The 19,197-nt window shown below is 66.6% G+C and carries 18 protein-coding genes; 10 read left to right on the forward strand and 8 right to left on the reverse strand.

Annotated elements, in window-relative coordinates:
- Positions 1-3 precede the first annotated feature (3 nt).
- Together ACOZBP_RS13945 and ACOZBP_RS13950 are read right to left on the reverse strand one after the other, a co-directional pair.
- On the reverse strand, positions 4-846 hold the full coding sequence (locus ACOZBP_RS13945; RefSeq protein WP_422676916.1) for a lipid A-modifier LpxR family protein: 843 nt from the start codon (positions 844-846) through the stop codon (positions 4-6).
- A gap of 182 nt (positions 847-1,028) precedes the next feature.
- Positions 1,029-2,912, reverse strand: coding sequence for a ribonucleoside-diphosphate reductase subunit alpha (locus tag ACOZBP_RS13950; protein WP_422676917.1), 1,884 nt, complete (start codon positions 2,910-2,912; stop codon positions 1,029-1,031).
- A gap of 260 nt (positions 2,913-3,172) precedes the next feature.
- Between ACOZBP_RS13950 and ACOZBP_RS13955 the strand changes: the two genes are divergently transcribed.
- The 3 genes from ACOZBP_RS13955 (at position 3,173) to ACOZBP_RS13965 (ending at position 7,542) form a co-directional block, all read left to right on the forward strand.
- On the forward strand, positions 3,173-3,922 hold the full coding sequence (locus tag ACOZBP_RS13955) for a phosphatase PAP2 family protein (protein WP_422676918.1): 750 nt from the start codon (positions 3,173-3,175) through the stop codon (positions 3,920-3,922).
- Between the two features lie 70 nt (positions 3,923-3,992).
- Positions 3,993-5,321 (forward strand): acetyl-CoA hydrolase/transferase family protein, encoded by a 1,329-nt coding sequence (locus ACOZBP_RS13960; protein ID WP_422676919.1) that lies wholly within the window; start codon positions 3,993-3,995, stop codon positions 5,319-5,321.
- 103 nt (positions 5,322-5,424) lie between these two features.
- On the forward strand, positions 5,425-7,542 hold the full coding sequence (locus tag ACOZBP_RS13965) for a response regulator (RefSeq protein WP_422676920.1): 2,118 nt from the start codon (positions 5,425-5,427) through the stop codon (positions 7,540-7,542).
- Here ACOZBP_RS13965 and ACOZBP_RS13970 read toward each other — a convergent pair.
- Entirely contained in the window at positions 7,539-8,183 is a 645-nt protein-coding gene (locus tag ACOZBP_RS13970; RefSeq protein WP_422676921.1) for a glutathione S-transferase family protein, read from the reverse strand. The two genes, ACOZBP_RS13965 and ACOZBP_RS13970, sit on opposite strands and share 4 nt — an antisense overlap.
- A gap of 154 nt (positions 8,184-8,337) precedes the next feature.
- Between ACOZBP_RS13970 and ACOZBP_RS13975 the strand changes: the two genes are divergently transcribed.
- Positions 8,338-9,381: a ribonucleotide-diphosphate reductase subunit beta gene (locus ACOZBP_RS13975; protein WP_422676922.1), complete on the forward strand. Its 1,044-nt coding sequence runs from the start codon at positions 8,338-8,340 to the stop codon at positions 9,379-9,381.
- A 5-nt stretch (positions 9,382-9,386) separates the two neighbouring features.
- Positions 9,387-10,418, forward strand: a complete 1,032-nt coding sequence (locus ACOZBP_RS13980) for an oxidoreductase (protein ID WP_422676923.1) — start codon at positions 9,387-9,389, stop codon at positions 10,416-10,418.
- Here ACOZBP_RS13980 and ACOZBP_RS13985 read toward each other — a convergent pair.
- The 3 genes from ACOZBP_RS13985 to ACOZBP_RS13995 all read right to left on the reverse strand — a co-directional run bounded on the left by ACOZBP_RS13985 (position 10,415) and on the right by ACOZBP_RS13995 (position 13,235).
- A complete protein-coding gene (locus ACOZBP_RS13985; protein WP_422676924.1) occupies positions 10,415-10,783 on the reverse strand; it encodes a cell wall hydrolase in 369 nt (122 codons plus the stop codon). The genes ACOZBP_RS13980 and ACOZBP_RS13985 overlap by 4 nt on opposite strands.
- A gap of 230 nt (positions 10,784-11,013) precedes the next feature.
- Complete coding sequence (locus ACOZBP_RS13990) at positions 11,014-12,510, reverse strand: sensor histidine kinase (RefSeq protein ID WP_422676925.1); 1,497 nt, start codon at positions 12,508-12,510, stop codon at positions 11,014-11,016.
- Entirely contained in the window at positions 12,507-13,235 is a 729-nt protein-coding gene (locus ACOZBP_RS13995) for a TVP38/TMEM64 family protein (protein ID WP_422676926.1), read from the reverse strand. The genes ACOZBP_RS13990 and ACOZBP_RS13995 overlap by 4 nt, the downstream gene beginning before the upstream one ends.
- Positions 13,236-13,403: 168 nt before the next feature.
- Here ACOZBP_RS13995 and rpmH point away from each other — a divergent pair, with 168 nt between their 5' ends.
- Genes rpmH through ACOZBP_RS14020 form a run of 5 tightly spaced genes read left to right on the forward strand, consistent with a single transcriptional unit; the run spans position 13,404 to position 17,517 of the window.
- A complete protein-coding gene (gene rpmH / locus ACOZBP_RS14000; protein ID WP_003164000.1) occupies positions 13,404-13,538 on the forward strand; it encodes a 50S ribosomal protein L34 in 135 nt (44 codons plus the stop codon).
- Between the two features lie 33 nt (positions 13,539-13,571).
- Positions 13,572-14,000, forward strand: a complete 429-nt coding sequence (gene rnpA / locus ACOZBP_RS14005; protein WP_422676927.1) for a ribonuclease P protein component — start codon at positions 13,572-13,574, stop codon at positions 13,998-14,000.
- 5 nt (positions 14,001-14,005) lie between these two features.
- On the forward strand, positions 14,006-15,802 hold the full coding sequence (gene yidC, locus ACOZBP_RS14010; protein ID WP_422676928.1) for a membrane protein insertase YidC: 1,797 nt from the start codon (positions 14,006-14,008) through the stop codon (positions 15,800-15,802).
- A 4-nt stretch (positions 15,803-15,806) separates the two neighbouring features.
- Positions 15,807-16,478: a ribosome biogenesis GTP-binding protein YihA/YsxC gene (gene yihA / locus ACOZBP_RS14015; RefSeq protein WP_422676929.1), complete on the forward strand. Its 672-nt coding sequence runs from the start codon at positions 15,807-15,809 to the stop codon at positions 16,476-16,478.
- A 49-nt stretch (positions 16,479-16,527) separates the two neighbouring features.
- The gene (locus tag ACOZBP_RS14020; protein WP_422676930.1) at positions 16,528-17,517 is read left to right on the forward strand and encodes an LLM class flavin-dependent oxidoreductase; all 990 of its coding nucleotides are present in this window, start codon (positions 16,528-16,530) and stop codon (positions 17,515-17,517) included.
- Between the two features lie 3 nt (positions 17,518-17,520).
- Here ACOZBP_RS14020 and ACOZBP_RS14025 read toward each other — a convergent pair whose 3' ends face one another.
- Both ACOZBP_RS14025 and ACOZBP_RS14030 read right to left on the reverse strand, forming a co-directional pair.
- The gene (locus ACOZBP_RS14025) at positions 17,521-18,036 is read right to left on the reverse strand and encodes a hypothetical protein (protein ID WP_422676931.1); all 516 of its coding nucleotides are present in this window, start codon (positions 18,034-18,036) and stop codon (positions 17,521-17,523) included.
- Between the two features lie 3 nt (positions 18,037-18,039).
- Complete coding sequence (locus tag ACOZBP_RS14030) at positions 18,040-19,188, reverse strand: polysaccharide biosynthesis/export family protein (RefSeq protein ID WP_422676932.1); 1,149 nt, start codon at positions 19,186-19,188, stop codon at positions 18,040-18,042.
- Positions 19,189-19,197 lie beyond the last annotated feature (9 nt).

A 19,197-nucleotide genomic window follows, 5' to 3' on the forward strand; every position in this document is an offset into this window, starting at 1 on the left:
GATCTATTCGCGAGGGCGGATCGTCAGTTGGAAGGCCACCAGGCCTTCCGACACGTCGGTGTTGATGCCGTTGTAGGCGCGAATGCCCTTGGCCTCGATCTCGCGATAGACGACCCCGAAGGAGCTCTGCACGGCGCCCCGGCGATAGGCCACGCCGATTGAGGCGTCCCCAAGGTAGGTTCCCTCGTCGTGGCTCATGCCTGACCGGGCGAAGTCGCCGTCGCGCGTGCGGGCGAAATTATAGCCCACGGCGCGTTTTGATCCGGCGGCGTAGAGGTACCAGCGGGCCTTATCGCCAAAAGCTTCCTCGCCGTCGGGCGCCAGACGGTCCAGCCCCTCGCCGATCTTGAGCGTGGCTCCCGCTTCTGCTGTCGTGCCGTCGCTGCCGAAGCCGACCCCCGCGTGAGGCGTCAGCGAGACTTCCAGGCCGGACGCGGTGCGGCCCTGTGCGGCGACCCAACCGCGCGTATAGGTGACGTCATAAGCTTCGCCATCATAGGAGCGGGCGTCCAGCGCGCGCGGCGGGACGGGGGCCCCGTCGGCCCGACGCGGCTCGCCTCGGGCTGTGACGCGCAAGCGGTCGGTGAAACCATCGCCGGCGAACCAGGCTTCGCTCCGCGCGGTGGTGAAGGCGTCGCGACCTGCGGGAGAGCCTGAAAGGGCCAGCGGGGCGCCGAAAGGCGCGTCGCTGGCGGCGAGCGCGATGTCAGCGGTGAGGCGGCTGGCGGCATCCTCGAATTGCACCGCGTCTGCGCCGCTGGCGGCGATCGCCGGATCGAAGGAGGTGTTCGCCTGTGCATTCGCCGTCATGGGCAGGCCGCCCGCGACGATCAGAACACCCAACAAACAAACCTCGACGCGCATCAACGGTCCCTCCCAAAACCCGTTAACAGGTCTCCACTCTGCACGAACGCCGGAGAACCGCAACGGACTCTTTCAAGCCACAATCCTGCCCCCACAAACGAAGCCGCCCGGGGGAGAGTTCCCCCGGGCGGCCTGTCATTGGTGCGAAATGTGGCGGCCCGACCTTATTGGCAGGCGAGGCACTCGTCATAGTCCGTAGGGGCGGCGGAGAAGAGGTCCGGCTGATTGGGATCGATCTCGACTTCGGCCTTGTCCTCGGCGCCGGCGAAGGCGGCGCGCTGCACCGATTTCGAGCGCAGATAGTAGAGCGACTTCACCCCGCGCTCCCAGGCGGACCAGTGCAGCATGTGCAGGTCCCACTTGTTCACGTCGCCCGGGATGAAGAGGTTCAGCGACTGGGCCTGGCAGATGTCCGGCGCGCGGTCGGCGGCCAGTTCGACCACCCAGCGCTGATCCAGCTCGAAGGCGGTCTTGAAGATGCCCTTCTCGTCGTCGGACAGGGCATCCAGATGCTGGACCGAGCCTTCGTGTTCGAGGATCGAGCTCCACACCGCCTCGGTGTCGATGCCCTTCTCGCCCAGCAGCTTCTGCAGATAGGGGTTCTTGACCGCGAAGGAGCCCGACAGGGTCTTGTGCGTATAGATGTTGGCCGGGATCGGCTCGATGCCCGCCGAGGTGCCCCCGCAGATGATCGAGATCGAGGCGGTCGGGGCGATGGCCAGCTTGTGCGAGAAGCGCTCCATCACGCCGCGTTCGGCGGCGTCGAGGCAGGGGCCCTTCTCTTCGGCCAGGACGCGGCTGGCCTTGTCGGCCTCGCGACGCAGATGCTTGAACAGCCGCATGTTCCACGACTTGGCCATGGCCGATTCAAAGGCCACGCCCTGAGCCTGCAGGAAGGAGTGGAAGCCCATCAGGCCCAGGCCCACCGAACGCTCGCGTTTGGCCGAATAGACCGCCGCCGTCATGGAGGAAGGCGCGCGCTGGATGAAGTCTTCCAGGACATTGTCCAGGAAGCGCATGATGTCTTCGATGAACCTGGGCTCTTCGCGCCATTCCAGGAAGCTCTCGGCGTTGACCGAGGACAGGCAGCAGACGGCGGTGCGGTCCACGCCCAGGTGGTCCTTGCCGGTGTGCAGCATGATTTCCGCGCACAGGTTGGACTGCTTGACCTTCAGGCCCAGGTCGCGCTGGTGCGGCGCCATCTGGCGGTTCACCGTGTCCGAGAAGATCAGATAGGGCTCGCCCGTCTGCATGCGGATGTCGAGCAGCTTGGTCCACAACGCGCGGGCGTCGACGGTCTTCATGACCGCGCCGTCCTTCGGCGACTTCAGATTGAAGGTGGAGCCGGTCTTCACCGCCTCCATGAACTCGTCCGTGATGTTGATGCCGTGGTGCAGGTTCAGCGACTTGCGGTTGAAGTCGCCCGAGGGTTTGCGGATTTCGAGGAACTCCTCGATCTCCGGGTGATGGATGTCCAGGTAGACGGCGGCCGAGCCACGGCGCAGCGAGCCCTGCGAAATCGCCAGCGTCATGGAGTCCATCACGCGGATGAAGGGGATGATGCCGCTGGTCTGGCCCGCGCCCTTGACCTTCTCGCCGATGGAGCGGACGCCGCCCCAGTAGGTGCCGATGCCGCCGCCGTTCGAGGCCAGGGCGACGTTCTCGTTCCACACGTTCTGGATGCCGTCCAGGCTGTCGCCCACGGCGTTGAGGAAGCAGCTGATCGGCAGACCGCGCGCGGCGCCGCCGTTCGACAGGACCGGCGTGGAGGGCATGAACCACAGCTTGGACATGTAGTCGTAGATGCGCTGGGCGTGTTCAGCGTCGTCGGCATAGGCCGTCGAGACGCGGGCGAACATGTCCTGATAGCTTTCGCCGGGCAGGAGGTAGCGGTCTTCCAGGGTCTTCTTGCCGAAATCGGTCAGCACGGCGTCGCGCGAGCGGTCCAGGGTCAGGCCGGTGACGACCTTCAACTGGGGTTTATCGCCGGCCGGAGCCGGAGAAACCGCCGTGAATTCCGTCGTCTGCAAAGCTTCGCCGCCAGCCATGTCGATCTGTATCCCGAACAAAATGCGTTGCTGCTCGACCCATCCTCCCTCACACATCATCTTGTGGTCGGGAGGCCTCCTTGAGCCAACATATAGGGCGCAGATGCCTAACCAACCGTCAACGGGCTTGACGCTCACTTATAGTTAGAATCATCGGGAAAAAGTCTGTTGATCTGTGGAAACCGCACTTTAGCTAGGGTCACGAGGCTGTGATTTTTTCTGCATGGGAACGGCAGCCTCAGCTTGACCGTTAGCGGCTCATGGCTCCGCATCCCACCGCCTTCCTGACCCGCGCCCTGCGCGTGGCCCGCACCGAAATCGCCGCCGTGGCCGCCCTGTTGGTGATCGCCCTGGGGACGCTGACCTTTATCGAGGTGGCCGACGACATGCGCGAGGCCGACGGCCAGGCCTTCGACCAGGCGGTGCTGCACGCCGTGCGGCCCTTCGCCAACGAACCGGGCCGCCCCTGGGGGCCGTGGTGGCTGCACGAGGCGGCGGCCGATCTGACCTCTCTGGGCGGGATTTCGGTTCTGACCCTGTTCGCCCTGATCGCTCTGGGCTTCCTGCTGATCCAGGGCAAGCGGCTGTCGGCCCTGTTGCTGGTGGTCGGCCTGGCGGGCGGCGTGGCCCTGAGCGAGGGATTGAAGGCTGTGTTCGAGCGCGAACGGCCGCCGCTGGAGTTTCAGGCGGTCGAGACGTTGAACGCCAGCTTCCCTTCCGGCCACGCCCTGTTGTCGACGGTCTTCTATCTGACGCTCGGGGTCATGCTGACGCGGGCGTTTCCGAGGAGGCGGCTCAAGGCCTATGTGCTGGGGTGCGGCGTGGTGATCGCCCTGCTGATCGGCCTGACCCGCATCTATCTGGGCGCGCACTGGGCGTCGGACGTGTTTGCGGGATGGAGCGTCGGCGCGGCCTGGGCCATGGCCCTGTGGCTGGCCGCCTATGCCGTCGAGCGGCGGCAGAGGCTTCACGATGCGCCTCTTCAGGACGCGCCTTCGACCAATGTCTAGCGGTCGGGAAGCCTGCGGCGCCGGATAACGGCTCTTCAGAAAAGCCGAACGGCCGTTCGAGGAAGCGCCATTGACCCACGCTGAACAATACGCGGCCCAATACGCGGCTCGCCTGATGTCGCCGGCCGCCGCCGCCGCCCTGATCCCTTCGGGCGCCAAGGTGGCCATGGCCCTGGGCGTGGGCCAGCCGCCCGCCCTGTTGCAGGCCTTGGCCGACAGGGCCGAGGCTCGCGAGGTCGGCGACATCAATATCTACTACCTGCTGTCCACCGCCATCGCCGGCGAGACGGTGCTGCGCTACGAACTGACGGACCGGCTGCGGCCCCACAGCCTGTTTCACGGCGCGATTGAGCGGCAGTTGGAGGCGCGCGGGATCCAGGAAGGGCGTCGGGGTGTCTGGTTCGTGCCGACCGGCTTCCAGCAGACGCCCCACGTCCTGACGAATGAGATCGGGGTGGACACCCTGCTGGCTACGGTCTCGCCGATGGACGCCGACGGCAACTTCAGCTTCGGCGCCAACACCGACTATGCGCTGGCGGCGTCGAAGACGGCCAGACGGGTGATCCTGGAGGTCAATCCCTGCATGCCGCGCGTGTTCGGCGACTGCACCGTCCATGTGTCAAAGGTCACGGCCCTGGTCGAACACGCCGCGCCTCTGCTGGAGGCCGGCAAGGCGCCGCAACAGCCGCAGGATCTGGTCATCGGCGGCATCATCGCGGGGCTCGTGGAAAATGGCTCTACCCTGCAGATGGGCATAGGCGCCTTGCCGGACGCGGTCTGCGCCGCCCTGCGCGGCCATGTCGATCTGGGCGTTCATACCGAAATGCTGACGCCCGGCCTGGTTGAGCTGATGCGGGCGGGGGTCGTGACCAATGCGAGGAAGACCCTGCATCCGGGCAAGACGGTCTTCACCTTCTCGATGGGCGACCGCTCGACCTATGAATTCCTGCATGAGAACCCGGCGCTCGAAGCGCATCCGGTCGACTATGTGAACGATCCGGCGGTCATCGCCCGCAACGCCCGGATGGTCTCGGTCAACGCCACGCTGCAGATCGACCTCTTCGGCGCCTGTTGCTCGGAGTATCTGAACGGACGGCAGTACACCGCCTCAGGCGGTCAACTGGACTTTGTCCGCGGCGCCTCGGCGTCGACGGGCGGAAAGTCGATCATCGCCTGCCATTCGACAGCGGCGAAGGGGACGGCGTCGCGAATCGTCGCCCGGCTCGACGGGCCCGCGACCACGCCCCGCAACGACACCCAGATCGTCGTCACCGAGCATGGATGGGCCAATCTGCGCGGCCTGACGGTGGACCAGAGGGCGCGCGCCCTGATCGGCCTGGCCGCGCCGCAGTTTCGCGCGGGGCTGAAGGCAGAGGCCCGATCAATGGGTCTGATCTGAGAATATCGACATTATATGTAAGTGTTTCCGCGCATGGGCGCGGGCAGGATTCTTTTACATTTGCCGGGCACCATAGTCGTGGGGATAGGGGCGAGGGTCGAGCATGGCGGGACGCTGGCGGTTGTTTCGCCATGACGCAGGGCGAGAGGCAGGACCTCCGCCTGTCGTCTACGTTCTTCTCTTCGCCATCTGCCTGTTGCTGGGGCAATGGAGCGCGGGCGCCTTTCAGGCCGTGATCGTCTGGCCGGCCAACGGCGTCATGCTGGCCGCCCTGCTACAACTACACAAACGTCAGGCCATTGCGGTGCTGTTGGCCTGTGTCCTGTTGAATCTGGGCAGCAACGTCCTGCGGGGCGACGGCATGCCCTTCCTCTGGACCAACGTCGTCCTCAACCTGGGCCAGGTTCTGGTCGCAGGGATGCTCGCCCGTCGTCTTGGGGGCGCGGCGCTGGACATGCGGCGACCACGTCGGCTGTTCGCCTTCGCTCTCGCGGCGGCGGCGCCGGCGGTTGCGCTCAGCACGACAGCCGCCGTCGGACTGGGCACATGGCTGCGTGACTACACGCCCGTTATGGCCGCCTTCGTCTGGCAACACATGTTCGGCATGGAGGTGCTGGGGTTGCTGATCGTCACCCCGACCTTGCTGCTGCTGGCGCGGGCCCATCGGTTCAGCCTCGACCGCGCGGCCAGCACGGCGGGCGTGACCGAGGCCGCCGGATTGTTTCTTCTTCTCGCGGCGGTGACGGCCTGGGTGTTCAGCCAGCCTTCGGCCATGGCCTTCGCCGTCCTGCCGCCGCTGATGCTGATCGCCTTCCGCCTGTCTCCGCCATGGACAGCGCTGGCCCTGATCATGGTCACGGTGATCAGCGGGGTCGGCACCCTGACCGGTCATGGGCCGATGATGTTGGCCGCAGTCGCTGATGTCCCCGAGCTGGCGGGCCTGTCGCTGCGGATGCGGCAGATGGGCGGCTACTATGTCTTCCTTCTGGTGACGGTGCTCACGGCCCTGCCGCTCAGCACCCTGATGAGCCAGCGGCGGCGGTTGGTGGAGCGCTTGCAGGCGAGGAACGTCGTAGCCATCGAGGCTCAGGCGCGGGCTGAACGCTCTGACGCCGCCAAGTCGCGGTTCCTGGCGCTGATGAGCCACGAGATGCGCACGCCGCTGAACGGCATCGCCGGCTATGCCGACCTGCTGGCCAGACGCAGCGATCTGTCGCCCGAGGTCCTGCCGCAGGTGGAAGCCATAGGGCGTTCGGGCGAGGCCATGCTGATGCTGGTTGAAGACGTGCTCGAGTTCTCGCGCGGCGGCGAAGAGATCGCCAATGAGCGGCTGACCCTAACCGAACTGTTGCAAGAGGCGGCGGCGCCGGCGCGATTGAACGCCGAGGCCAAGGGGCTGCCATTCGTTCTGGCGATCGCCCCCGACTCGAGCGGAGCTTTCAGCGGCGACCGCCGTCGCCTGCGCCAGGCGCTGCACCATGTGATTTCCAACGCCGTCAAGTTCACGGACAGGGGCGAGGTTCGGGTGGCTGCGGCCCATGACGGCGCAGTCCTGTCCGTGGTCGTGTCCGATACGGGCAGCGGGATCGATCCGGCCTTCATGCCCAGGCTGTTCGACGCCTTCGCCCAGAGTGATGATTCCCTGCGTCGCGAGCATATGGGGGCGGGCGTCGGCCTGCCGCTGGCCCTGGCTCAGATGCGCCGCATGGGCGGGCGGATCGATGTCCTCAGCACGCCGGGGCAGGGATCGACCTTCACCCTCACTGTCCCCCTGCAGCCGGTGGTTGAGCAGGAGGATGCGCCTTCGAATGACGTGGAGCGCGCCATGCGGGTGCTGATCGTAGACGACCACCCGGTCAACCGCGAGATGATGCGGCTGATGCTGGCCGCTGCGGATTGCGAAACGGTCGAGGCGAACGACGGCCTCGAGGCTGTGGCGCGCGCACGTGAGGGAGGGTTCGACCTGATCCTGATGGACGTGCGGATGCCTCATCTGGACGGGCTGGGGGCGACGGAGAGAATCCGGGCCCTGGCTTCGCCGGTGGCGGCGGCGCCGATCCTGGCGGTGACGGCGGACGCCATGCCTGAAGACGCCGCGCGTTGCCGCAACGCCGGCATGGACGGGCATCTGGCCAAGCCGATCACCCACGTCCGTCTCTACGCAGCCATCGATCAGGCCATGCAGGCGGCAGCCAACCGGATCGAGAGGGCGGCCGCCTAGGCGCCTTCGTCGAATGGAAATCGCCTGGCCCAGAAATCTTGCAGTCCGGGCCGGGCGTCCACCCGGCGCACGACCTCGGCCATGCGCGGCGCTTCAATGGCAAAGCGCGCCCGGCGCGGCGTCCAGCGGCTGGCGACGGCGACATAGAGGTCGAGCACGCTCAGGTCGTCGCCCAGCAGGAAACGGCCCGGCGTGATCTGGCGGTCCATGACCCGCCAGCACTCGGCGATGCGCTCGGCGGTGCGCTGCCGTATCTGCTCCTGCGCCGCTGCGTCGTCGCCGACCAGCCGCGACGGCTCGTCCCGCACCCAGAACATCGAATAGATGGACGCCGGGATGAAGGTCATCCAGCGAAGGAACTGCGCCCGCCGCGGATCGTCGATGCTCGGCCCCAGCCGCGCCTTGGGGTGGGCGTCGGCCAGCCAGATCAGGATGGCGGCGCTCTCGGTGATCGTCTCACCGTCCGGAGTGATCAAGGTCGGAACCTGACGCATGGGATTGGCGACGGCCACCTTGTCGCGCTCGGCCTCACCCTCCCAGGTCACGGCCTCGATGACGCGATAGTCCAGTCCGATCAGGGTCATGGCCGCCTCGACCGGGACCGATCCCGAACCAGCGGCGCCGTAAAGCGTGAAACTCATCCCCAGGCTTCTCCCCATCTGATTCGTCTCTGACCACCACATCTAGCGGTCGTAGCAAATGTGATCGCAAAATAGACGTGTTTCGACTTGGCGCCGGGCCGCGTCGGACGCATGGTGAAACTCGCTTCTCCCGGATTCGCTTCAGGTCATTTTGATGAACGCCCACTCCTCGATCATCCGCCCCGGAACGGCCGGACTGCTGACGCCCTCGGCGGCCTACAAGCCCTTCCGCTATCCCTGGGCCTTCGACATGTGGAAGACCCAGCAGCAGGTCCACTGGATGCCCGAAGAGGTGCCGCTGGGCGAGGACGTCAAGGACTGGGCCGCCAACCTGACCGACAGCGAGCGCAATCTGCTGACGCAGATCTTCCGCTTCTTCACCCAGGCCGACATCGAGGTGCAGGACAACTACATGGAGCGCTACGGCCGGGTGTTCAAACCGACCGAAGTGAAGATGATGCTGGCGTCGTTCGCCAATATGGAGACGATCCATATCGCGGCCTACGCCCTGCTGCTCGAGACCATCGGCATGCCCGAGAGCGAGTTCGGCGCCTTCATGGAATACGAGGCCATGCGCGACAAGCATGACTTCATGGGCCAGTTCGGGGTCGATACCGACGCTGACATCTGTCGCACCCTGGCCATGTTCGGCGGCTTCTCGGAGGGCCTGCAACTGTTCGCCAGTTTCGCCATGCTGATGAACTTCCCGCGCCAGTCCAAGATGAAGGGCATGGGCCAGATCGTCAGCTGGTCGGTGCGCGACGAGAGCCTGCACTGCGAAGGCATCATCAAGCTCTACCACGCCTTCAACAAGGAGACGGGCGCCGTCACCAAGGCCGTGGCCGACGACATCGTCGACTGCTGCAAGACCGTGGTCGACATGGAGGACAAGTTTATCGACCTGGCCTTCGAAATGGGCCCGGTCCACGGCATGACGCCGGACGACATCAAGCAGTACATCCGCTTCATCGCCGACTGGCGCCTGCGTCAGCTGAAGTTGCCCGAGGTTTACGGCGTGACGGAAAACCCGCTGCCCTGGCTGCAGTCGCTGCTGTCGGGCGTCGAGCACGCCAACTTCTTCGAGGCCCGCGCCACCGAATACTCCAAGGCGGCGACGCAAGGCGCCTGGCACGGCGCCGACGGCGTCTGGGACAGCTTCGACGCCATGATGAAACGCCGCGAGACGACCGAGGGCTGAGCCCGGTGACATCTCCGGTTCGCGCGGCGCTGGTCGGTTTCGGCTATGCCGGGCGGACCTTTCACGCCCCCCTGATCGCCGCCTGTCCGGACCTGCGTCTGCAGGCGGTGGTCAGCCGTCAGGCCGAGGCGGTGTCCGCGCTCTGGCCGGACGCGCGTGTGCTGAGCACGTTCGCCGAGGCCGTGGCCGATCCCGCCATCGACCTGATCGTCCTGGCCACCCCCAACGACCTGCACGCGGCCCAGGCCGAGGCGGCGTTGGCCGCCGGCAAGGCGGTGGTGGTCGACAAGCCCTTCACCCTGACCGCCGCCGAGGCGCGCCGGCTGACGGCTCTGGCCGACGAGCGCGGCCTGCTGCTGTCCGTCTTCCACAATCGCCGCTGGGACGCCGATTTCCTGACCTTGCGGCGGGTGATCGCCGAGGACCGGTTGGGGCCGGTGGTCCGGCTCGAAAGCAGCTTCAACCGATGGCGGCCCGAGGTGCGCGACCGCTGGCGCGAGGGCGACGGGGCGGGGGCGGGGGTCTGGTACGATCTGGGTCCGCACCTGATCGATCAGGCGCTGTGTCTGTTCGGCCGTCCGCTGGGCGTCACCTGCGATCTGGCCGTCCTTCGGCCCGGCGGTCGCGCGACCGACTACGCTCACGCCGTGCTGCGCTACGCCGACAAGCGGGTCATCCTGCACGCTGACATGGTCACGCCCGCCGCCGACGCCCGCTTCGCTGTCCACGGCCTGCGCGCCAGTTGGCTGAAGGATGGACTGGACGTTCAGGAAGACCAGTTGAAATCGGGCCTGACGCCCGGCGTCGCGGGCTGGGGCGTTGATTCCCGTCCCGGCGTCCTGGTGGACGGCGCGACCGGCGCGCGAGAGGCCGTGGCGGGACCGCCCGGCGACTATCCCGCCTACTACTCCGCCGTCGCCCGCGCCCTTCGCGACGGCGCACCCAATCCCGTCCCGGCGCACGAAGCCGTGGCCGTGATGGAGGTGCTGGAGGCGGGCCTGCTCAGCGCCCGGCGTCGGGCGGAGGTTCTGCTCTAGTTGTTGTTGGGCGCGGGCGCCTGACGCCCGGCCTTGCATCGCGCCCGGTCGCCGCGTTCGCAAGCGGCCACAGTCGCTTGCCAATCGGCCATCTGGCGGTCGTGGACGGCCTTGGCCTCGGCGGCTGTTCGCAGATCGGCTTCATAGCGCTGGCGGTCGGCATCCGCCGCTTCCAGCGCGGATTGATAGCGGCGCTGGGCTTCGGTCTGGGCGGCGGCGTTGGCGCGGTCCTCGTTCTCGGCCAGATCGTTCTGGGCCGTGATCTCGGCGTTCAGGGCCTGGGTGCGACGCAATTCGTCGGGGTCCTGGGCCGAATCCGGCGCGCGGTGATAGCGCTCGCCCTGACTGCGCAGAAGATCGGCCACCGGATCGCTCACCGCCGCCGGAGCCGTCTGGGCAGGCAAAGGGCTCCGTGACTGCGCCGGGGCTGCCAGGAGGACGCTGAGGGATGCGATGAGAAGGGCGGCGCCACAGGGGCGAAAGGCGTGGGTCATGGAGCGTGTCCTTGCGGGGCGAGGGAGGCCGGATCGAAGCTTGGCTTTTTCCAACCGTAGCTGGAACAACGTCCGAAGGGGATAGATGGCTGCGGCGCGCTTCAGGCGGGCAGGCGCAGTTCAAAGGTCGTGCCTTCCGGGCCTGTGCCCAACAGTCGCAGTTCGCCGCCGTGGTTGGCCGCCAGCTCGCGGGAGATGGTCAGGCCGAGGCCGGTGCCTTCCGAGGCTCTGCCGCTCACGAAGGGCTCGAACAGGCGTCCGGCCAGACGGTCAGGGATGCCCGGGCCGTCATCGGTGATCTGGATGGCGACGACGCCGTCGCTGGCCTCGGCCCAGACGCGGATCCGGCCTTTCTTCTCGCGGGCGGGATCGCTCTCTATGGCCTGACGAGCGTTGCGCATCAGGTTCACCAGAATGCGATGCAGCTGGTCGCTGTCGGCGTTGACGGTGAAACGGCCGGGCAGGGCGCGGACCAGACGCACGCCGTCCTCCTCCAGTCCCGCGTCCTCGGCGGCGACGGCCACGACCCGGGCCAGCAGCATCTTCTGCCGTTGCGGCGCGGCCTCTTCGGACTTGCCGTATTCCAGCACGTTGCGGGCCAGGGCGGCGGCGCGGCCCAGGGCGCGCTCCAGCCGGGGCAGGGCCTTGGCCACGAGGGGGTCAGACGAGCTGGACAGGCGCTCGGACGCCATCTGGGCCGAGGTGAGCATGTTGCGCAGGTCGTGATTGATCTTGGCCACCGCCTCGCCCAGGGCCACCAGGCGGGCGCGCGAGCGTAGCGACTGGCGCACTTCTTCCTGCATCCGCGCCAGTTCGCGCTCGACCCGGCCAATCTCGTCGTGGCGGTCCGAGGGCGTCTCGCCCGCGCTTTCAGGATCGGCGGCGAACCTTTCGATGGCCCGTGTCACCCGTCGCAACGGCGCCAGCACCAGGAAGGACAGGGAGGCGTAGAGCAGGGCGCCGGCGACCACGGCAATCAGCAGGGACATGGTCAGGCTGTTCAGCAGAAAGCTTTTCAGCTCGGTCTTCAACGGCTGGGCCGGCGCCAGAATTTCGATGAAGTCGCCCGAGCGATAGCGCGGCTTGGCCTGAACCCGGATCGAGCGGTCGGGGTGGCCGAGCAGGGTCTTCCATGGGTCCAGAAGCCGGGCGCCGACGTTGCGCTGGCGCAGGTCGATCAGTTCGGGCGCGCGCGGCAGGTTGGGGGCTTGCAGCAGCAGGCGCCGAACCCCCTGTTCGCCGACGACCACGGACTGCACCCCGCCGATGCTCAGCAACTGCTCTGCCGTGGAGTCCTCGACGGCGGAATAGGGCAGGGCTTCCACCCCGACCGAGGCCAGCTCGGCGCCCTGTAGCCGGTCCATCAGCCATCGCTCCTGAAAGGAGGCGGCGCTGGGTACGATGATCAGGGCGGCGACGGCCAGGGTGAAGGCCACCGTCAGGAGCAGGAGGCGGCTGGACAGGCCGTCCGGGGCGCGAGGCGTCAACCGCTCGCGCCAGACATCGGGAAGTCGCACGGCCTTCAGGCGCGCGATCCGGCCCGTCTCGTCGCGGGGGCGCGTGGGCAGTCGAGTCTCGATTGCGTTCCGTTCCGTCATGCGGCGTCCATGCCGTGCCGAGCGCGCCATTTCTGCACTAATTTGAGCGCGAGGGGCAGAAGCATCGACAGGAAGGCCACGCCGAGCAGCGGCCACATGAACTCGGCGAACAGACTTTGCAGGTTCGGATCGGGATCATCCACCAGAATGTCGTTCAGCCCGGCGCCGATCCAGCAATAGATGATGTGGGCGGGCAGCAGGCCGATGAAGGTGGCGATCATGTAGGGGCGCAGAGGGGCCGCCATGACGCCCGCCGCCACATTGATCAGGTGGAAGGGCACTGACACGATGAGGCGCGCCACCAGCACATACCAGAAGGTGTTCTTGTCCACGCCCTCGCAGACCTTCTTCAGCAGGCCCGTATCCTGGGCCGCGCGACGCCGCAGGGATTCGCCCAAGGCCGTGCGGCCCACATAATAGACGGCCAGGGCGCCGATGGTGGCGGCGAAGGCGGTCCCGACCCCTCCGACCCAGGGACCGAACAGATATCCCGCGGTCACGGTGATGAAGACAACGCCGGGCACGACACTGGCCGTCAGCAGGGCGAAGACCAGCATCAACGCCAGCAGCGTAAGGACATAGTGCTCGTCGGCCAGGGCCTGAAACGCGGCGCCATGCTCGCGCAGGGTGTCCAGCGACAGGTAGCGGTTCCACCCCATGCCGAAGATCAGCGCGATCGCCGCCAGAAGGATGGCGAGGGGCAGAAATCGTTTGACCCGGTTCATCCCTGCTCCGTAACCGACGCGGCCCAGCTTCCCTAGAGGTTTCAGGCCCGTTGCGAGGTTCCCCGTCGCGCGCCGGCGTTGACTCATCCGTCGTCGCCGCTTATACGCCCGCCTCCTGCAGCGGATGACTGTTGTCCGTTGTGAAACCCTGTAGCCCTGGAGCCGAACGTGAAGCGGACCTATCAGCCGTCGCGACTCGTGCGCAAGCGCCGTCACGGCTTCCGTTCGCGGATGGCCACCAAGAACGGTCAAAAGATTGTTGCGCGCCGCCGCGCCAAAGGCCGTAAGCGCCTGACGGCCTGACGTCACGCGCCCATTACCCTTGAGGGCGGGCGCATGACCGATCCGATGAAAATCGATCGCCTGACACGGCGGCCCCAGTTTCTGGCGGCCGCCAAAGGTGTTTCTCAGGCCCGCGGCGCCGTGGTGGTCCAGCAACTGGATCGTCAGGACGGACAGACCGCGATCCGTCTGGGTTTCACCGCCACCCGCAAGGTGGGCGGAGCCGTGGTGCGCAACCGCTGCAAACGCCGCCTGCGCGAGGCTGCGCGGCTGTTGGCGCCCCTGCACGGGCGTCCCGGCTGCGACTATGTGTTCATCGCTCGCATGGGCACGGCGGACCGCGATTGGGACCGCTTGCTTGACGATGTGAAATCGGCCCTTACAAGGCTCGCAACCCCGCGTGCGGCTCCCGATGTGGGAGATGCGGCGAAATCGCCCGCCCGCGCCTCTGACGATTCGCGCCCCTCCGGCCAGGACCGCTGACCCCGATGCAGAACGAGAATTCGCGCAACACCATCATCTTCTTCGTGTGCGCGGCCCTGATCATGGGCGTGTACTATTTCATGGTGATGCGCCCGCAGGCCGAGATGCGCCGCCAGCAGCAGGTCGCCGCCGCCGAGGAAAAGGCGGCCACTACGCTCGACGGCGGCCTGACCTCGGGCTCCGCGGCGCACGCCGCCTTTGTCGCTGACCGCGTCCAGGCCCTCGGCACGGCCGCTCGCGTCCCGATCCAGACCAGCACTCTGAAGGGGTCCTTGTCGCTTCAGGGCGCACGGATCGATGACCTCTATCTGACCAACTACAAAGAGACGCTGGCCAAGAATTCGCCGCCGGTCGAGCTGTTCCGCCCGCAGGGCATGGAGCATGCCTACTTCGCCCAGTTCGGCTGGAGCGGCCCCAACGTCGCCGGCGGCGTCCCGGGCCCGAACACGGTCTGGAGCCTGACCAAGGGCGCGACCCTGACCCCGACTACCCCGGTCGAGCTGACCTGGGACAACGGAAACGGCCTGCGCTTCACCCGCGTCATCGCCATCGACGCCCAGTATGTCTTCACCGTCACCGACACGGTCGCCAACCTGAGCGGCCAGCCGATCACCATCGCCCCCTATGGCCGCGTCGAGCGCCAGGGCGTGCCGGCCGATCTGGGCAAGCAGATGATCCTGCACGAAGGCGCGATCGGCACCTTTGGTTCAGAGGGCAAGTTCGCCACCGAGCAGGTCAAGTACAAGGACTGGGCCAAGAAGCCCCGTATCGAGAACCAGTCGACCGGCGGCTGGCTGGGCATCACCGACAAGTACTGGATGGCGGCCCTCATTCCGGACCAGAAGGAAAAGATCGAAGGTCGCTTCGCCGTCCGCGACGCCGAGGGCCTGAATGTTCATGAAGCGTCCGTGCTTGGCGCGACCCGCACCATCCAGCCGGGTCGTCAGATCGAAGAGACCCAGCGTCTGTTCGCCGGCGTCAAGCGCAACGAGATCCTGGCGGGCTATGAGAAGAGCCTGGACCTGCCGCGCTTCATCTACGCCATCGACTGGGGTCACCTCTTCTTCCTGACCCGCCCGATCTTCATGATCGTGGAGTTCTTCTACGGCGTGCTGGGCAACTTCGGTCTGGCGATTCTGGCCCTGACGGTCGTGGTCAAGCTGGTCATGTTCCCGCTGGCCAACAAGTCCTACGAGAGCCTGTCCAAGATGCGGACCCTCCAGCCCAAGATGGAGGAGCTCAAGAAGAAGTTTAAGGACGACCCGCAGAAGCAGCAGCAGGAGACGATGGCCCTGTATCAGCGGGAGAAGATCAATCCGCTGGCGGGCTGCCTGCCCATCCTGGTCCAGATCCCGGTCTTCTACGCCCTGTACAAGGTGTTGTTCGTCACCATCGAAATGCGCCACGCGCCCTTCTTCGGCTGGATCCGCGACCTGTCGGCGCGCGACCCGTCGACGATCTGGAACCTGTTCGGGGCCATTCCGTGGGATCCCTCGACCCTGCCTCTGGTCGGCAGCCTGCTGAACGGTCCGCTGCATCTGGGCGTCCTGCCCATCGTCTATGGCCTGACCATGTGGCTGCAGCAGTCGATGAACCCGCCGGCGCAGGATCCGATGCAACGTCAGATCTTCGCCTTCCTGCCCTTCGTCTTCACCTTCATCATGGCGCCGTTCGCGGCCGGCCTGCTGATCTACTGGGCCTGGAACAACATCCTCTCGATCGCGCAGCAGTACGTCATCATGCACCGCTTCAAGGCCGAGAACCCGATCGACACCTTCTTCGCGCGTTTCAAAAAGGCCTGACCCCTTGGATCAACCGTCGGACGAGCCCAAGGTCGGGGAATACTCGGACACCGAGATCGAGGCGGCCCGTGTGCTGTTCTCGCGTCCGGCCACCTTCGTCCTGGGTTGCGCCAAGATCGAGCAGTTGCCCGATCCCGACCTGCCCGAGATCTCGTTCGCGGGCCGGTCGAACGTCGGCAAGTCCAGCCTGATCAACGCCCTGGTCGGCATGCACAAGCTGGCGCGCGCCTCGAACGAGCCGGGCCGCACGCGCGAGGTCAACTTCTTCGATCTGGACGGCCGGCTGCGGCTGGTCGACCTGCCCGGTTACGGCTGGGCCAAGGCGTCCAAGACCACGGTCAAGAAGTTCCAGGACCTGGGCCGTGACTATCTGCGTGGTCGTGTGACGCTGAAGCGGGTCTATCTGCTGATCGACGCCCGTCACGGCCTGAAAAAGGTGGATGACGAGGCGCTGGACGCCCTGGATCTGGCCGCCGTCAGCTATCAGATCGTCCTTACCAAGGCCGACAAGCTGAAGAAGGGCGAGGCCGAAAAGGTCCAGGCTGCGACGCTAAAGGCCATTTCCAAGCGCCCCGCCGCCTATCCGGCCGTGCTGGTCACTTCGTCCGAAAAGGGCACGGGGATGCCGGAGCTGCGGGCGGAGATCATGCGCACGACGGGCGTCGAACTCACGTAAATCCATCATCCGATATGGCGCCGCTGACACGCCGCCCCATATCGGAGACATGATCCCGCTTTCCATTCTCGACCTCGCCCCGGTGCCCGAGGGCTCCGACGTCTCGCAGTCGCTGGCCAACACCCTCGACCTGGCCCGCCACGCCGAGCGCCTTGGCTACAAGCGCTTCTGGCTGGCCGAGCACCACAACATGCCGGGCATCGCCAGCGCCGCGACCTCGGTCGTCATAGGCGCGGTGGCGGCGGCCACCAAGTCCATCCGCGTCGGCGCCGGCGGCGTCATGCTGCCTAATCACGCCCCCCTGGTCATCGCCGAGCAGTTCGGCACGCTGAACGCCCTGCATTCGGGCCGCATCGACCTTGGGCTGGGGCGAGCGCCAGGCTCGGATCAGGCCACAGCGCGGGCGCTGCGTCGCACGTTGCAGGGCGACGTCGACGCCTTCCCGCAGGACGTGATGGAACTGATGCAGTGGTTCGCGCCGGCGACGCCCGATCAGCGCATCATCGCCAACCCCGGCGAGGGACAGGACGTGCCGATCTGGATCCTGGGCTCTTCGACCTATGGCGCGCAACTGGCGGCCCATCTGGGCCTGCCCTACGCCTTCGCCAGCCATTTCGCGCCCGGCGACATGATGCGGGCGCTGGACGTCTATCGCCAGACCTTCCGCCCGTCCGCGCATCTGGAGAAGCCCTACGCCATGCTGGGGTACAATGTCTTCGCCGCCGAAACGGACGAGGCCGCGCGCCTGCTGTTCACCTCTGTGCAGCAGGCCTTCGTCAACCTCAGGACTGGACGGCCCGGCAAGCTGCCCGCCCCGGTCGAGGGCTATTACGAGCGTCTGGACGGCGCCGCGCGTGGCATGATCGACGCCGCCCTCGCCTGTTCGGCCGTCGGTTCGCCCGAGACGGTGCGCGCGACCATGGATGCCTTCATCGCCCGGACGGGCGCTGACGAACTGATGGTCACCAGCCAGATATGGGATCCCGCGGCGCGTGTGCGGTCGATTGAACTTCTGGCCCAGGCGACCGGACAGGCCTGATCCTCAGTCCTCGTCCGGTGGCAGGAAATGCAGCGGCGCGGTCGCCAGCGCCTCATGGCTGACGTCTTCGGCCAAGCGACGCCAAGCCTCGCCCAGACGGAGAGAATCGGCCAGATCCTGCGGCGAAATCACGGCCCGGTCGGCCAGGCGCTGGCGTAATCCCTGGCAGGCCGCGAGAATGGCTGAGGCCTGACGCACGATGGGAATTTCGGAGTGGGCGCCCAAGGCTTCATAGGCCGCGTAACGCCACCGGCCGCTGTCTGAAGCGTCGGCGATCAGCGCCCACTTCTCGGCAGGCGTAAGGCCTTCGCCTAGCAGTTCCCAGGCGCCGCCTTCGGCAGGTCGGCGGTAATGCCCCCGACGTTGCGGCAGGCCGTGGCGGCTGTAGACATGCCGGGCCGAGGTCTCGACAGCGAGAACCAGAGACAGCAGGTCGGCCGTCGCCGCTTCAGGCGGTTCGTCGCCTGTCTGCTCCGCTGCCGGAGCTTCCGTGCGACGGCGTCCGAAGCGGCCGAACATGGATCAGTCGACGTTGATCGTGCTGGTGACGGAGACGTCGTAGATCACGCGGGTCACGCTTTGCACGAACTCGAAGAATTTCCGGGCTTCTGCCGCGCCGGATCGTGGCGCGTAGATGATATCGTCAGGCTCGATCTGGAAGTTGCTGGCGATGAAGAAGCCGGCGCCTTCGTTGAGATTAAGGCGATAGACCACTGGAACGCCCCGGGGCGTGGCGCGCTGCTGGATGCCCAGAGCTTGGGCCACTTCAGGGCGCTCGAAGCGGAACACGAGCACCGACTTGGCGTCCGCCAGATTGGAATCAAGCCCGCCGACGCCGCTGAGCGCCTCGGCCAGCGTGAGAGGGCCAGGCGGCAGGTCCGTGCGAGCCACGGCGTTGAAGGCTCCGAATGAACTGAACCGACGCGGCTGGTAGACCAGATTGACCTGGTCGCCGCGCTGCAGCCGCACGTTTTCGTTGAACTCGGTCGTGACGATCGACATCGGCGCCGCATAGGTCTGGCCGCCGCGTTGAATACGAACGGTGACGTCATGGACCGAGCGCGAGGAGCCGCCCGCCGCCGCGATGACATCCAGGATGCGGTCGCTATTGGCGGCGAGCGGCTGGCGGCCGGGATTGCGCACCTCGCCCAGAACCGTGACCGCGTTGGACGTGTTGGCCGCCAGGGTGACGATGACCTGAGGATTGCCGACCTTGCCGATCAGAGCGCGCCGAATGGCCGCAGAGGCCTGGCCGGGCGTCATCCCCTGGACGGCGACCGAACCTGCGAAGGGCACGGCGATCGCGCCGTTGCGATCCACCACAAGGGGGGGGAGCGACTGGTTGCCGGATTGAAGGCTGGTTCCCGAGCTGCCCCCACCGAACAGGCCGCCGCTGGGTTCAAAAATGGAGACGGCCAGGGTGTCGCCAACGCCGATAATGTCGGTCGGCGAATCGCTGGACGCCAGGGCCAGGGTGCTGAAGGACCGCGCGGGCGCGGCCTTCAGACGTTCGCTGAGAACGAAATCGAGGTCCACTATGGCGTAATCGCCTTGCCGTTGAGGCGTGCTGGCGCTTTTCACCACGCCCGAGCCGGACGGCCCGTCGCGTGGAAGCGTCGAACAGCCGGCAAGGAGAGCGACGATCATCAGACTGGCGGCGGTACGGGTCATTGCAGCTCT

The sequence above is a fragment of the Brevundimonas sp. NPDC058933 genome, from assembly GCF_049315965.1.
Classification (GTDB): domain Bacteria; phylum Pseudomonadota; class Alphaproteobacteria; order Caulobacterales; family Caulobacteraceae; genus Brevundimonas.

Bases quoted from the DNA above. Each gene is read 5' to 3' on its own strand.
- ACOZBP_RS13950 (WP_422676917.1), bottom strand. From the start codon at position 2,912: ATGGCTGGCGGCGAAGCTTTGCAGACGACGGAATTCACGGCGGTTTCT.
- ACOZBP_RS13955 (WP_422676918.1), top strand. From the start codon at position 3,173: ATGGCTCCGCATCCCACCGCCTTCCTGACCCGCGCCCTGCGCGTGGCC.
- ACOZBP_RS13965 (WP_422676920.1), top strand. From the start codon at position 5,425: ATGGCGGGACGCTGGCGGTTGTTTCGCCATGACGCAGGGCGAGAGGCA.
- ACOZBP_RS13970 (WP_422676921.1), bottom strand. From the start codon at position 8,183: ATGAGTTTCACGCTTTACGGCGCCGCTGGTTCGGGATCGGTCCCGGTC.
- ACOZBP_RS13975 (WP_422676922.1), top strand. From the start codon at position 8,338: ATGAACGCCCACTCCTCGATCATCCGCCCCGGAACGGCCGGACTGCTG.
- ACOZBP_RS13990 (WP_422676925.1), bottom strand. From the start codon at position 12,510: ATGACGGAACGGAACGCAATCGAGACTCGACTGCCCACGCGCCCCCGC.
- ACOZBP_RS13995 (WP_422676926.1), bottom strand. From the start codon at position 13,235: ATGAACCGGGTCAAACGATTTCTGCCCCTCGCCATCCTTCTGGCGGCG.
- rnpA (WP_422676927.1), top strand. From the start codon at position 13,572: ATGACCGATCCGATGAAAATCGATCGCCTGACACGGCGGCCCCAGTTT.
- yidC (WP_422676928.1), top strand. From the start codon at position 14,006: ATGCAGAACGAGAATTCGCGCAACACCATCATCTTCTTCGTGTGCGCG.
- ACOZBP_RS14020 (WP_422676930.1), top strand. From the start codon at position 16,528: ATGATCCCGCTTTCCATTCTCGACCTCGCCCCGGTGCCCGAGGGCTCC.
- ACOZBP_RS14025 (WP_422676931.1), bottom strand. From the start codon at position 18,036: ATGTTCGGCCGCTTCGGACGCCGTCGCACGGAAGCTCCGGCAGCGGAG.
- ACOZBP_RS14030 (WP_422676932.1), bottom strand. From the start codon at position 19,188: ATGACCCGTACCGCCGCCAGTCTGATGATCGTCGCTCTCCTTGCCGGC.